Origin of the sequence: Micromonospora endolithica (assembly GCF_003626595.1) — a bacterium.
Classification (GTDB): Bacteria; Actinomycetota; Actinomycetes; order Mycobacteriales; family Micromonosporaceae; genus Micromonospora; species Micromonospora endolithica.
The window spans coordinates 550,575-563,972 of record NZ_RBAK01000004.1; the positions used below are offsets into that span (position 1 = coordinate 550,575).

Here is a 13,398-nt window from a genome sequence, read left to right on the forward strand (position 1 = left end):
GCCGGCGCTCGGCCGGCGCGGGTGGTCAGCCGGCGCGGCGCAGCCGGTCGGCCAGTTCCCGCACCGCCGCGGCGAACCGCGGGTCGGACTCGCCCGGCCAGTGCCCGCACACCGGTGGCGGCACGCTGTCGCCGGGCGGCGGGACCACGTCCCACGGGTCGCGCAGTCGCCGGTCCACCGACCCGGCCGGCCCGGCCACGGTGGGCGGGTCGCCGAGGCGGTGCGGGCAGAAGATCCAGCCGCCGATCGGGTCGGTGTCCCGCCAGAGGTTCAGCCACCGCCAGCCGACCCGGTCACCCACGTCGCGCAGCACGTCGCCGCCCACGTACGCCGGGAAGAACCGTTCGTAGAGGCGGTGCAGTGGCGACCCGTACGTCAGCAACGCCACCCGACCGCAGACCGACGGGGGCAGTTGCAGCACGGTGGCGGCGAGCAGGACCGATCCGTGGCTGTGCCCGGTGAGCAGCACCCGGTGCCCCTGCTCGACCAGCCAGGTGATCCGCCGGCTCAGCTCCGGCACGGCCCGCTCGGCGTAGCAGGGCGGCGCGAACGGGTGCGTCACCCGGGGCCAGAAGGTGCCCAGGTCCCACAGCACGCCCACGTACCGCCGGAACTCCATCGTCCGGTAGGCGAAGAGCCCGCCGACCAGCAGTACGAGGACGGACCCGGCGATCACGTAGCTGCCCAGCATGATGCCGAACTCGACCAGCCCGGCCGGCACGCCGGTGACGTCCTCGACGACCGGACCCGGGGTCAGCCGCAGCAGGCCGAGGGTGCTGGTCGCCATGCCGAGACCGGCGAGCCACGCGAAGACCACGCCGAGGGACTCCAGCCGTTCGGTGAACGCCGCCCGGGCGACGATCTTGACCACCTGGCGAAGCCGGGGTGCCGCCTCCGGCGGGGCGTGCGGGAAGTCCCGGGCCACCGCATCGGCGGCGGCGCGTCGCCGGGTCGGCCGGGACTGCACCACCATGAACGCGTTGGCCGCCAGCGCGATCACCACCGCCAGGAAGAACCCGAAGATCGCCCACTTGTACGGCAGCGGCGGCCCGGTGGCCAGCCGGTCCGCGGTCGGCGCGTTGCGGTCCAGCAGGTCCGCCACCCGGTACACCAGTTCGGCGGAGAACGCCACCGCCAGCCCGGCGGCGGCGCTGGTCAGAACCGGTGTGCCGTAGCCGCGCCGCGCTCCGCCGTCGGGCTGCCCGAGCCGTTCCCGCAGCACCACGCCCCAGAGCGCGAACAGCAGCACCGTCTGGGTCGCGAAGAGCGTGGCGATGGTGAGCGAGTAGCCGGGCAGGCTTCCGCCGTCGGCCCAGGGCCTCGGGTCGGCCGCCACCAGGACCACCACCAGTACGGTCGACGCGCCGGCCCCGGCCAGCAACGCCCGGCAGAGCAGGTCCACCCGCTGGTGCGGGCCGACCGAGTCGATCAGCGAGTGCAGGCAGACCAGGACGAGGCAGGTCACCAGGATCGCCACGGTCGGCACCAGCAGGGCCGCCGCGGCCACGGATCCGCCACCGGCCAGTCGGGCGGTCAGCAGGGTGAGGTCCAGGGTGGCGAAGGCGGCCGCCACGTGGATCAACCGCAGCCGCCCGACCAGTGGCGCGCCGTCCCACTGGCCGACCGCGCTCAACTGGTGCGAGCCCTCGGTGACCGTCGAGCCGCGGAAGGCGGCGAAGCTGCTGCCCGGCCGGGCGCCGAGCCGCCAGACCATGACCACCGCGGCGACCGGCAGCAGCGACAGCACCGCCAGCCGCAGGCCGACCGGCTGGCCGCCCAGCCAGGACAGCCAGGTCCGCCCGGTGAGACAGCTCGGCGTGGCGAGGCACTTCCAGGCGAGCAGGTCCAGGGCCACGCCGGCGGCGGCCAGCACGTAGAGCATGGTCAGGCTCAGCGCGAGCACCCGGCTCAGGCCCTTGACCGCCCGAGGGTACGTGCGGGTGACCGGGCGCATCCAGGTCGCCACGTTGCAGAGCATGAAAGGCAGAAGGAACACCAGTGACAACGTCCGGACCGCCGTCCCGGAGGGCAGGTCGTTCCACCGGTACGCCTCCAGCACCACCCCGCCCGCCCCGGTCCGCTCCGGGTATCCGCGCCGGACCCGGTAGAACCCGCCGGAGCCGTCCCCGGCCACCTGCTGGACGTTCGGGCGGTCGAGCACCTGTTCGGCGCCCGCGCCGGAGACCCCGTGCACACGCAACTCGACCACGTCCCCGGCCTCGACCGGTTCCACCGACGGTGCTGGTCCTTCCGACATCGACCCCCCGGCAGCCCTCTCGCGGTGGCGCCGACCGGACCACCGCCGCCGCCCGCGCGGCCCGGTGGACTACCCGCTGCGCCGGCCACCAACCCCGGCGGTGTCGGCCGGGTGGGCGGCGGACGGCGGAGGTGGTTTCATGGGCGCCATGGCGAACCCGGCGATCCTCACCATCGACGACGACCCGGTGGTGTCCCGGGCCGTGGCCCGGGACGTGCGGCGGCGCTACGGCGATCGCTACCGGGTGGTGCGGGCCGGCTCCGGCCCGGAGGCCCTCGACGCGCTGCGCGAGATAAAACTCCGCGGCGAGCAGGTGGCGCTGCTGCTCGCCGACCACCGGATGCCGGAGATGACCGGGGTGGAGTTCCTGGAACGGGCGATGGACCTGTTCCCGGCGGCCCGGCGGGTGCTGCTCACCGCGTACGCCGACACCGACGCGGCGATCGACGCGATCAACCTGGTCGACCTCGACCACTACCTGCTCAAGCCGTGGCACCCGCCGGAGGAGAAGCTCTACCCGGTGGTGGACACCCTGCTGGACGCGTGGGCGGCCACCCCCGACGCGGCGTCGGTCGAGCTGCGCGTGGTGGGGCACCGCTGGTCGGCGCCCTCCTTCACGGTCCGGGACTTCCTGGCCCGCAACCTGGTGCCGTACCGGTGGCTGCTCGCCGACGACCCGGAGGGCGGTCGGCTGCTGGCCGCGGCCGGCGCCGGCGAGGCGGACGTGCCGCTGGTGGTGACCGCCGAGGGCAAGGCGGTGGTCGCCCCGACCGAGACGGAGCTGGCCGCGCTGGTCGGGTTGACCGTCGCCCCGGCCGCCGACTTCTACGACCTGGTGGTCGTCGGCGGCGGTCCGGCGGGGCTGGGCGCGGCGGTGTACGGCGCCTCCGAGGGCCTGCGGACGGTGCTGGTGGAACGGCGGGCCACCGGCGGTCAGGCCGGGCAGAGCAGCCGGATCGAGAACTACCTCGGATTCCCCGACGGGGTGTCCGGCGCGCAGCTGACCGACCGCGCGCGCCGGCAGGCGCTGAAGTTCGGCGCGGAGCTGCTGACCACCCGGGAGGTGGTGGGGCTGGCCGACGCCGGGTCGGCCCGGGTGCTGAGCTTCGGTGACGGCAGCCGGATCGCCGCCCACACGGTGGTGCTGGCCACCGGCGTCGCCTACCGGGTCCTCGACGCCCCCGGCCTGGCCGAGCTGACCGGCCGGGGGGTGTTCTACGGCTCCACCGCGACCGAGGCGCCGAGCTGCGTCGACCAGGACGTGTACGTCGTCGGCGGGGCGAACTCCGCCGGCCAGGCGGCGGTGCACTTCTCCCGGTACGCCACCCGCGTGCACATCCTCATCCGGGGTGCCGACCTGACCGCCTCGATGTCGAGGTACCTGATCGACCAGCTGGAGCGGATCGACAACGTGCGGGTGCACCCGCACACCGTGGTGGCCGGCGGGGAGGGCACCGACCACCTGGAACGCCTCACCCTCTGCGACACCCGCACCGGGCAGGCCCGCACCGTCGACGCGTCGTGGCTGTTCATCTTCATCGGCGCGGAGCCGCGTACCGACTGGTTGGACGGCACCGTGGTGCGCGACCGGCGGGGTTTCCTGGTCACCGGGCCGGACCTGGTGGCCGGCGGGCGGCGACCACCGGGCTGGTCGCTGTCCCGCGAGCCGTACCACCTGGAGACCAGCCTGCCCGGCGTGTTCGCCGCCGGTGACGTGCGCGCCGAGTCGGTGAAGCGGGTCGCCTCGGCGGTCGGCGAGGGCGCGATGGCTGTGTCCCTGGTCCACCGCTACCTGGAGGCCCAATGACCACCGCGGATCGGTTGACGCCGGACGAGGTGCGGAGCCTGTTCCTCTTCGAGTCCCTGGACGACGCCCAGCTCGCCTGGCTGGCCGAGCAGGGCCGGGTCGAGCGGCGGGCGGCCGGCACCCTGGTCTACGCCGAGGGGGAGCCGGCGACCTGCTTCTTCGTGCTGCTGCGGGGCACGGTGTCGATGAGCCGGCGGGTCCGGGGCGACGACGTGGAGGTCAACCGCACCGACCAGCGGGGTGTGTACGGCGGGGCCACCCAGGCGTACCTGGACGAGCAGGTCGAGCAGGTCTACCGCAACAGCCTGCGGGCGATCGACGAGGCGGACCTCTTCGTGCTGCCGGCGGAGGACTTCGCGCACGCGGTGCGGTCCTGGTTCCCGATGGCGATGCACCTGCTGGAGGGCCTCTTCTTCGGCATGCGGGACACCCAGACGATCGTCGGTGAGCGGGAGCGCCTGCTGGCCCTGGGCTCGCTGTCGGCGGGCCTCACCCACGAGCTGAACAACCCGGCCGGCGCGGCCGTACGGGCGACCGCGACGCTGCGCGAGCGGGTGGCCGGCATGCGGCACAAGCTGGCCATGATCGCCGACGGCCGGCTCGACGGCCGGGACCTGCACGGCCTGGTGGCGTTGCAGGAGGAGGCGGTGGCCCGGGCGGCGGGCGCGCCGCCGCTGGGCGCGATGGCCGCCGCCGACGCCGAGGACGAGGTGTCCGACTGGTTGGACGAACGCGGGGTGGGCGGGGGCTGGGACCTGGCGCCGACGCTGGTCGCCGGCGGCCTGGACGTGGCGTGGCTGGCCCACGTGGAGGCGGCGGTCGGCCCGGCCGACCTGGAGGCGGCGGTCCGGTGGATCACCTATACGGTCGACACCGAGCTGTTGATGCGGGAGATCGGCGACGCGGTCACCCGGATCTCCGGCCTGGTCGGCGCGGCCAAGCAGTACTCGCAGCTGGACCGCGCACCGCACCAGGTGGTCGACGTCCACGACCTGCTCGACGCCACCCTGGCCATGTTCAAGGGCAAGCTGCCCGCCGGGGTCCGGTTGGTCCGGGAGTACGACCGCACGCTGCCGCCGATCCCCGCGTACCCGGCGGAGCTGAACCAGGTGTGGACCAACCTCGTCGACAACGCGCTGGGCGCGATGGGGGAGAAGGGCACCCTGACCGTCCGCACCGGCCGCGACGGGGAACGGCTGGCCGTCGAGGTGGCCGACACCGGGTCGGGCATCCCGCCGGAGGTGCGTCCGCGCATCTTCGAGCCGTTCTTCACCACCAAGCCGGTCGGCGAGGGCACCGGGCTGGGCCTGGACATCTCGTACCGGATCGTGGTCCGCAAGCACCACGGCGACATCCGGGTGGAGTCCGTTCCGGGCGCCACCGTGTTCCGGGTGCTGCTGCCGTGGCGGGTCGAGCCGGCCGGCTGAGCGCGACACGCCTTCTGGCACACGCGTTCGACACGCCGATCACCCGCAGACACGACCCGACTGCGGACAGTAGGCTCCCGGGGACCGTCGCCGTACGCGGAGAAGGAGCGCCCGTGGAGTCGATGGCCCGCCCCCGGCCCCCGTCCGACGACCCCCGGCCCGGAGGCGAGCCCGCGCCCGGCGCCGCGTCCCCGCCCGGCGGCGAGACGGTGCTGCCGGAGCTGGACGACTCCGACTGGCTGCACCACGCCACCGCCTTCGCGCACACCAGCTTCCGGGCGGTGGCCCGTCGGCTGCCGCGCCTGGTGCGGGAGGCGGTCGGCCTGGCCTGGGCGACCAACCGGCGGGACACGGTCGCCTCGATCGGCCTCAACGTCGCCGCCGGGGTGCTCACCACGTTCGGGCTGCTCGCCACCACCAGCGTCCTGCGTGAGCTGTTCGCCGCCGGACCGACCCCGGACCGGGTGCGGGCCGCCCTGCCGGCGCTGCTGGTGGCCGCCGGCGCGGTCTCCGCCCGGGGTGGCCTCACCATCGCCGCCGGCTGGGCCCAGGCCCGGCTCACCCCGCAGATCAACTACCAGGTCGAGCTGCGGCTGTTCGAGGCGACCACGGCCGTCGACCTGGCCGCGTTCGACGACGCCGGGTTCGCCGAGGAGATGGACCGCGCCCGTGACCGGGGCATGGCCGAGGCGGCGTGGATCGTCGACCACACGGTCAACCTGGTCACCGGGGTGGTGGGCATGGTGGCCACCGCGGTGGCCGTCACCGTGATCCAGCCGCTGCTGCTGCCGTGCCTGCTGCTCGCCGCCGTCCCGCAGGCGATCACCGCGATCCGGATGGCGCGCCGCGAATATCTGGCGATGCTGGCCCGGATCAACCGGCGGCGGCGGATGTGGATGCTCGCCCACCTGATGGCCAACCGGCACACCGCCGCCGAGGTGCGGTCCTACCAGATGCGTGACTTCCTGCTCACCGAGTACCGCACCGTGATGGCCGTGGAGACCCGCGCCCACCTGCGCCTGGTCCGTGCCCAGACCGGCACCCGGGTGACCGGCGCGGCCATCGCCGGCCTGGCCACCTTCGGGGTGTACGCGGTGCTCGGCGCCCTGCTGCTCAGCGGCATGGTGGCGCTCGCCGCCGCCGCCACCGCGCTGCTGGCCCTCCAGTCGGCCCGCACCAGCCTGGGCGTCGCGGTGGTCGCCACCAACTCGCTGTACGAGGACGCGCTCTACTACCAGGACTACCGGGACTTCCTGACCCGTGCCCGGGACCGGGTGACCCCGGGCGGTGGCCGGGCGGCGGCCGGCTTCGACACGATCACGCTGGACCGGGCCAGCCTGCGGTACCCGGACACCGACCGGCCCGCCGTCGACCGGGTCAGCCTCACCGTGCGGCGCGGGCAGGTGATCGCCCTGGTCGGGGAGAACGGCTCCGGCAAGACCACCCTGGCCAAACTGATCGCCGGGCTCTACCGGCCCACCGACGGCGTCATCCGCTGGGACGGGGTGGACACCCGGGAACTGGACCCGCACTCCACCGCCGCGCACGTCGCCGTGATGACCCAGGACTGGTGGAAGTTCCCCTTCACCGCCGGGCAGAACATCCGCATCGGCCGGCACGACCGCGGGCCCGACCGGCCCGGACCCAGCGTCCGGGAGGCGGCCCGTGCGGCCGCCGCCGACGAGATGATCGACGGCCTCCCGTACGGCTACGACACGCTGCTGGCTCGGGAGTTCCGCGACGGCCAGGACCTCTCCGGCGGACAGTGGCAGCGGCTCGTCGCCGCCCGGGGTCTCTACCGGGACGCCGCCCTGCTGATCTGCGACGAGCCGTCGGCCGCGCTGGACGCCCGGGCCGAGCACGCCCTGTTCGGGCACCTGCGCCGCCGGCCCGACCGGGCGGTCGTGCTGATCACCCACCGGCTGGCCAACGTCCGGCACGCCGACCGGATCTTCGTGATGGACGCCGGCCGGCTGGTCGAGGCGGGCAGCCACGACGAGCTGATGGCCGCCGGCGGCCTCTACCGGGAACTGTTCGACCTCCAGGCCAGCGGCTACCTCGCCCGCGCGCCACACCCCGACGACACCGTCCCGTGCTGAGGGTCCCCGCCGGCACGCCCGCGGTCCGCCGCCAGAAATCGCACTCGCGGCGCGCCGCCGGCCGGGCGAGAATGCGGGCGTGGAACACCGCGCGATGGTACGGCTGAGCAAACGCATGTCCCTGGCGCTACGCCACGAACCCGGCCGCTTCGGTCTGACGCCCGACCGGGCCGGCTGGGTGCCGCTCGCCGAGTTCCTCGTCGCGCTGCGGATCGACCGCGCCGACCTCGACGTGGTGGTCGCCGGGAACGACAAGCAGCGTTTCGCGGTGGCTCTCGGACCCGACGGCGCGGAGGTCATCCGGGCCAGCCAGGGCCACTCGATCCCGGTCGACCTGGGGTTGGCGCCCGCGTCGCCGCCGGAGCGGCTCTACCACGGCACCAGCGCGGCCAACCTCGACTCGATCCGCGCCACCGGCCTGCACCGGGGCGGCCGGCACCACGTCCACCTGTCCGTGGACGTCGACACCGCGCGCCGGGTGGGCGCCCGCCGGTCGGGGGCGACCGTCGTGCTCACCGTGGACGCGGCGGCGATGAGCCGCGACGGCCACGTCTTCCACCGCAGCGCCAACGGCGTCTGGCTCACCGACGCCGTGCCGTCGGCCTACCTGACCGGGTGAGCTACACCGGGCTCAGGCACCGGCGGACCTCAGCCGCGTCCGCGGGACAGGAAGTCGGCCAGTACCCGGGTGTGGGTGGAGAAGGCCAGCTCGGTCGGCTCGGTGAGCACCAGCCACTCGGTGGCCTCCTCGGTGGGCGCCGACGGCGGCAGGCCCTCGGCGGGCCGCTCCGGCAGCTCACCGAAGACCATCATGGTGCCGCCGGCCGGCGCGCCGTGCACCGCGAACAGCCGGGCGTCGTCGGCGTCGGCGAGCAGGCCGGTCTCCTCCCGCAGTTCCCGGACCAGGGCGTCGCGCCACTCCTCGCCGTACTCGACGAAACCGCCGGGCAGCGCGAGCTGGCCGCGCGCCGGCTCGATGTCCCGGCGTACCACGACCACCCCGAGGCCGGCGGCCGTGCGGACCGGCAGCACCGCGACCGCGACGGGCGTCGGGTTGCGCCAGACGGTCTGCCCGCAGGCGGCGCAGACCCGCGGCCACCCGGCCCCGGCCGGGTAGGCCGCGCCGCAGAAGGAACAGTGCGAGTACGCCACGCCGGTCATGCCGCAGCACGTTACCGGGCGGGCGGCCGGACCGCCGGGCGGTGACCGCCGGGTTCCCGTCGCCCGGGACGGCAGGGCGCGGCCCGCCGGGTCGGCGTGGCCCGGCCGTCCGGTGGTGGCCCGCCGGGGTGGTCCCGGCGGGCCACCGCGCCGGGTCAGGCCGCCGGTTCGCCGGTGTAGAAGGCGGTGGTGCGCTCGGCGGCGGCCCGGGCCGCGGCCTCGTCGGTGCCGGCGGCGACACTCGCCTCGTACCACGCCTGGCTGCTGCGGGTGATGTAGTCCTTCCCCTCCGCCGAGGCGGTCCAGGCGGCGGCCTGCTCCGGGGTGACCCCGCTGCCGTCGGCGGCGAGGTGGCTGGCCAGACCGAGCAGCCCCAGGTCCCAGCCGACGCCGACCGCGCCCGGACCGAACTGGTCCCAGAACTCCTGGGCCACGTTCGCGACGTGGTCGAGCTGGAAGCGGGTACGGCCGTCGTCGACCGGGGTCAGGGTGACCTCGATCCAGCTCACCTCGCCGCCCATCTCCCAGGTGGCGGCGAAGCTCTTCGGCGGGTCGCAGCGCTCCACGGTGCCGCCGGCGTTGCCCTCCAGCTGGTACTTCCCGTGCAGCCGCAGGTCGCCGGTGACCGGCAGGAACCAGCGGGGGATGCGCTCGGCGTTGGTGCAGGCGTCCCAGACGTCCTCCAGGGGCGCGTCGTAGGTCTGGCTGATGGTCATCACGCGGGCCTCGCCGGCCTCCAGCGTGCGGGTGCCGAGCTGCCGGCGGATGGCGCTGACCTGGCTGGTGGCGTCGATCATGGTTGGTTCCTCTCCTCGGGCGCGGCGGCGGGCGGGGTGCCCGTACGCCGTTCGCGGCGGCCCCGCGCGAGTTCGGTCACGAGGGCCTGCAACGGGTTGGTCCAGAACAGGCGGAAGTGGTCGAGCCACTGGTCCACCTCGCGCAGCGGTCGGGCGTCGACGGCGTAGAGCCGCCGGGTGCCGGCCGCGCGTACGGTGGCGAAACCGTTGTCCCGCAGCACCTTCAGGTGCTGGGAGACGGCGGGTTGGGAGATCCCGAACTCGGCCCGGACGACGTCGGCGAGCGCGCCGGCGGTCATCTCCCCGTCGGCGAGCAGTTCCAGGATCCGCCGGCGCACCGGGTCGCCGAGCACATCGAAGGCGTGCACCGGACAGTTATATCAGGCCAAGCTTATTTAAGCGACAACTGATCGGTGGTGTCGAGCACCTCGGCCGCCGCCCGCTCGCCGGCCTCGATCGCGCCGTCCAGGTACCCGGCCCACCGGGTCGCCGTCTCGGTGCCCGCCCAGTGCACCCGGCCCACCGGCCGGCGCAGCTCCGGCCCGTACGCCCGCCACGCCCCGACGGTCAGTGCCCCGCAGAAACAGCCCCGGGTCCACGGATCGGCCGACCAGTCGTACTCGACGACCTCGTCCGGACGCCCCGCCGCCGGGCCGACGATCGCCACCAGCGCGTCGAGCAGCGCCTCCCGACGGGCCGGCGGCGACAACCGGCGTAGCGCGGTGGCCTCGGCGCCGTAGCTGAACGCGGTCAGCACCCCGCGCGCCGAACCCGGGGTGCCGTTGTCCACCGTCTCGGTGACCGGGCCGTCGGCGCAGGTCGCCACGCCCGACCGGCCGTCGGCACGCCAGAACGGCTCCGGGTATACCGCGTGCACCTTCACCGCCGACCCCATCGGCATCCGCTGGTTCAGCCCGTCGCGCAGGGCGGGCAGCGGCGGGTCGTACCGGATCCGACCGGCCAGGGCCGGCGCCACCGCCACCACCACCGCACCGGCGGTCACCACCTCGTCGTCGGTGCGGACGGTCACCCCGGTGCGGTCCTGGACGATCGCGTGCACCGGCGCGCCGCACCGGACGGTGTCCGGGCCGAGCGCCGCCGCGAGCGCGTCGGCGAGCACCCCCGGACCGCCGACCAGGCGATCCTGCTGCGCCCCGCCGGCCATCGCCAGCAGCATCGCGCTGCCACCGCCGCTGCGCAGATAGAACAGCAACTGCAACATCGAGATCTCGGCCGGCGCGGCGGCCAGCAGACCACCGGCGAGCTGCCGACCCAGGTAGCGGGCGGTCACCGGGTCGGGCGCGGCCCGCGCCAACCAGTCCGCGACGGTCCGTCGGTCCCAGGCCTCCGCCCGCGCCGCCGCCCACGGCGCCGCCGGATCGACCCCCTGGGCGTACGCGTCGAGCAGCGCCAGCACCGCACCGGTCGGCGCGGGCGGCTCGGCGTACCGGCGGCCGTCCCACAGCACCGTCGGCGTCCCGTGCGCGGCGGACGGGAAGGTCGCCAGCCCGTACCGGGTGACCAGCGCGCGGACCCGGTCCTGGGTGGGACCGATCCACTGCGCGCCCAGGTCCAGTTGGGTCCCGTCGGGCAGCCAGCGGGTCAGCACCCGCCCACCGACCCGGTCACGGGCCTCCAGCACCCGGACCCCGGCGCCGGCCCGCTTCAACGCCAGCGCCGCGGCCAGCCCGGAGAACCCCGCGCCGACCACCACCACGTCGGTACGCACCCGGCCCGCCTACCCGGCCCGGGCGGAAAAAGTCCCGGCGCGGTGTCGATCCGGACCCGCGGCGTTCGTGTGGAGGATGAGAGGCCGGCGTACGGTCGGCCAGCACGCCAGGAGGAGCCATGCGGCAGTACCTGATCAGCATCCACCACCCCGCCGGCGCGGGGATGCCCGACCCGGAGTTCCTGGCCGGGGTGATGCGCGACCTCGGCCAGATCCGCCGGGAGCTGGAGGACTCCGGGTGCTGGGTCTTCGGCCAGGGCCTGCACGACCCGTCCACCGCCACCGTCCTGCGGCCGAAGGGTGACGACGTGCTGGTCACCGACGGGCCGTTCGCCGAGGGCAAGGAGTACCTCGGCGGCATCACCATCCTCCGGGCGCCCGACCTGGACGCCGCGCTGGAGTGGGGCCGCCGGTACGCGCTGGCCACCACCCTGCCGATCGAGGTGCGTCCCTTCCAGGGCGAGGCCTGACGGTGCCCGACACCTCCGTGCCGGGCGGCGAGCCGCCCGGCGCCGGGGTGCACGCGGTGGAGGCGGCGTTCCGCGCGGAGTACGGCCGCGCGGTCGCCGTCCTGACCCGCCTCCTCGGCGACATCGATCTCGCCGAGGAGGCGGTGCAGGAGGCGTTCGCGGTGGCGGCGGCCCGCTGGCCGGTGACCGGCACACCGCCGAGCCCGGCCGGGTGGATCATCACCACCGCCCGGAACCGTGCCCTGGACCGGCTGCGCCGGGAGGCGTCCCGGGACCGCCGGCACACCGAGGCCGCCCTGCTGCACGCCTGTGACGTACCGGCCGAGGAGGGCCCCGTGCGCGACGACCGGCTCCGCCTGATCTTCACCTGCTGCCACCCGGCGCTCGGTCCGGCCGCGCGGGTCGCACTCACCCTGCGCCTGCTCGGCGGCCTGGGCACCCCGGAGATCGCTCGTGCCTTCCTGGTGCCCGAGGCGACCATGGCGCAGCGCATCGTCCGCGCCAAGGCCAAGATCCGCGACGCCGGCATCCCGTACCGGGTGCCCCGCGACGCCGACCTGCCCGACCGGCTGCACGGCGTCCTCGCCGTCGTCTACCTGATCTACACCGAGGGGCACACCGCCAGTTCCGGACCGCGGCTGGTCCGGGACGAGCTGTGCGCCGAGGCGGTCCGGCTGGGCCGGCTGCTGGTGGAGCTGATGCCGGACGAGCCGGAGGCCCTGGGGCTGCTCGCCCTGATGCTGCTCACCGAATCCCGCCGCCCGGCCCGCACCACCGTCGACGGCACGCCGGTGCCGCTGGACGCGCAGGACCGGACGAGGTGGGACGCCGCGCTCGTCGCGGAGGGTCAGGCCCTGGTCCGCCGCTGCCTGCGGCGCGACCGGCCCGGCCCGTACCAGATCCAGGCCGCGATCGCCGCGGTGCACAGCGCCGCGCCGCGCGCCGCCGACACCGACTGGGGCCAGATCCTCGCGCTGTACGACCAGCTGACCGTCCTCGCCCCCGGGCCGGTGGTGGCACTGCACCGGGCCGTGGCGCTCGCCGAGGTGGCCGGCCCGGCGGCGGCGCTGGCCGTCGTGGAGGGGTTGCCGCTGGACGGGTACCACGTCTTCCACGCCGTACGGGCCGACCTGCTCCGGCGGCTGGGCCGCAGCGAGGAGGCGTCGGCGGCGTACCGGGCAGCGGCCGCCCGTACCGACAACGCGACCGAGCGGGCCTTCCTGACCGCCCGCGCCGTCCCGCCCCGGTGACCCGCCTCGGTGGGGGCGTCAATGTGAATCGTGGACAGTTTCTGTTCCGGCGGGACGGTAACTGTCCAAGATCTGCACGCACAGACGCCGCTGGCCGGCACCCGGCTTCGGGTGCCGGCCAGCGGCCTTGTTCCCCCTTACGAGGAAAGCTTGTCAGTTGTTCCAGTGCTCGGCGACGAGGTCGGCGGCCTGCTGCTCCCACTGGGCGTAGTGGTCGGGGTAGGCCGACACCTGCACGGTCTGCGCGGCCTCGGTCAGCGGCATGTCCTGCCACCCGTCGACCTGCTTGAGGCCCTTGAGGAACGCCAGGGTGGAGTACTCGGGGTCGGTGATCTGCTCCACCGTGCCCCAACCGGAGGACGGGCGCTGCTGGAACAGGCCCTGCGAGTCGTGGTCGTTGC

The 13,398-nt window shown here is 74.9% G+C and carries 11 protein-coding genes and 1 pseudogene; 6 read left to right on the forward strand and 6 right to left on the reverse strand.

Going from position 1 to position 13,398, the window contains the following annotated elements:
- Positions 1-25 precede the first annotated feature (25 nt).
- Positions 26-2,233: a hypothetical protein gene (locus tag D7223_RS14360; RefSeq protein ID WP_238161929.1), complete on the reverse strand. Its 2,208-nt coding sequence runs from the start codon at positions 2,231-2,233 to the stop codon at positions 26-28.
- A 163-nt stretch (positions 2,234-2,396) separates the two neighbouring features.
- Here D7223_RS14360 and D7223_RS14365 point away from each other — a divergent pair, with 163 nt between their 5' ends.
- From D7223_RS14365 to D7223_RS14380, 4 genes are all read left to right on the forward strand, one after another.
- A complete protein-coding gene (locus D7223_RS14365) occupies positions 2,397-4,064 on the forward strand; it encodes an NAD(P)/FAD-dependent oxidoreductase (RefSeq protein ID WP_238161936.1) in 1,668 nt (555 codons plus the stop codon).
- Entirely contained in the window at positions 4,061-5,491 is a 1,431-nt protein-coding gene (locus tag D7223_RS14370) for an ATP-binding protein (protein ID WP_120728864.1), read from the forward strand. The genes D7223_RS14365 and D7223_RS14370 overlap by 4 nt, the downstream gene beginning before the upstream one ends.
- Positions 5,492-5,604: 113 nt before the next feature.
- Positions 5,605-7,590, forward strand: a complete 1,986-nt coding sequence (locus tag D7223_RS14375; protein WP_420330311.1) for an ABC transporter ATP-binding protein — start codon at positions 5,605-5,607, stop codon at positions 7,588-7,590.
- Positions 7,591-7,669: 79 nt separating this feature from the next.
- On the forward strand, positions 7,670-8,209 hold the full coding sequence (locus D7223_RS14380) for an RNA 2'-phosphotransferase (RefSeq protein WP_120728865.1): 540 nt from the start codon (positions 7,670-7,672) through the stop codon (positions 8,207-8,209).
- A gap of 29 nt (positions 8,210-8,238) precedes the next feature.
- Here the strand turns inward: D7223_RS14380 and D7223_RS14385 are convergent, their stop codons facing one another.
- The 4 genes from D7223_RS14385 to D7223_RS14400 all read right to left on the reverse strand — a co-directional run bounded on the left by D7223_RS14385 (position 8,239) and on the right by D7223_RS14400 (position 11,277).
- Complete coding sequence (locus D7223_RS14385) at positions 8,239-8,751, reverse strand: NUDIX domain-containing protein (RefSeq protein WP_120728866.1); 513 nt, start codon at positions 8,749-8,751, stop codon at positions 8,239-8,241.
- Between the two features lie 155 nt (positions 8,752-8,906).
- A complete protein-coding gene (locus D7223_RS14390; protein WP_120728867.1) occupies positions 8,907-9,548 on the reverse strand; it encodes an SRPBCC family protein in 642 nt (213 codons plus the stop codon).
- Positions 9,545-9,916 carry an ArsR/SmtB family transcription factor gene (locus tag D7223_RS14395; protein ID WP_120728868.1) on the reverse strand — a complete coding sequence of 124 codons (372 nt, stop codon included), beginning with the start codon at positions 9,914-9,916 and terminating at the stop codon, positions 9,545-9,547. Before D7223_RS14395 ends, D7223_RS14390 begins: the two co-directional genes overlap by 4 nt.
- A 23-nt stretch (positions 9,917-9,939) precedes the next feature.
- Complete coding sequence (locus D7223_RS14400) at positions 9,940-11,277, reverse strand: flavin monoamine oxidase family protein (RefSeq protein WP_202864647.1); 1,338 nt, start codon at positions 11,275-11,277, stop codon at positions 9,940-9,942.
- Positions 11,278-11,396: 119 nt separating this feature from the next.
- On the opposite strand from D7223_RS14400, the gene D7223_RS14405 reads away from it, so the two are divergent.
- The gene (locus D7223_RS14405; RefSeq protein WP_120728869.1) at positions 11,397-11,747 is read left to right on the forward strand and encodes a YciI family protein; all 351 of its coding nucleotides are present in this window, start codon (positions 11,397-11,399) and stop codon (positions 11,745-11,747) included.
- Positions 11,748-11,749: 2 nt separating this feature from the next.
- A complete protein-coding gene (locus D7223_RS14410) occupies positions 11,750-12,997 on the forward strand; it encodes an RNA polymerase sigma factor (RefSeq protein ID WP_420330312.1) in 1,248 nt (415 codons plus the stop codon).
- Between the two features lie 153 nt (positions 12,998-13,150).
- Here D7223_RS14410 and D7223_RS14415 read toward each other — a convergent pair.
- A pseudogene (locus tag D7223_RS14415) lies at positions 13,151-13,398 on the reverse strand (hypothetical protein); the annotation flags it as partial.

What these genes read in the sequence shown, in the direction of transcription:
- D7223_RS14365 (WP_238161936.1), top strand. Translation starts at nt 2,397, where the DNA reads ATGGGCGCCATGGCGAACCCGGCGATCCTCACCATCGACGACGACCCG.
- D7223_RS14390 (WP_120728867.1), bottom strand. Translation starts at nt 9,548, where the DNA reads ATGATCGACGCCACCAGCCAGGTCAGCGCCATCCGCCGGCAGCTCGGC.
- D7223_RS14405 (WP_120728869.1), top strand. Translation starts at nt 11,397, where the DNA reads ATGCGGCAGTACCTGATCAGCATCCACCACCCCGCCGGCGCGGGGATG.
- D7223_RS14370 (WP_120728864.1), top strand. Translation starts at nt 4,061, where the DNA reads ATGACCACCGCGGATCGGTTGACGCCGGACGAGGTGCGGAGCCTGTTC.
- D7223_RS14385 (WP_120728866.1), bottom strand. Translation starts at nt 8,751, where the DNA reads ATGACCGGCGTGGCGTACTCGCACTGTTCCTTCTGCGGCGCGGCCTAC.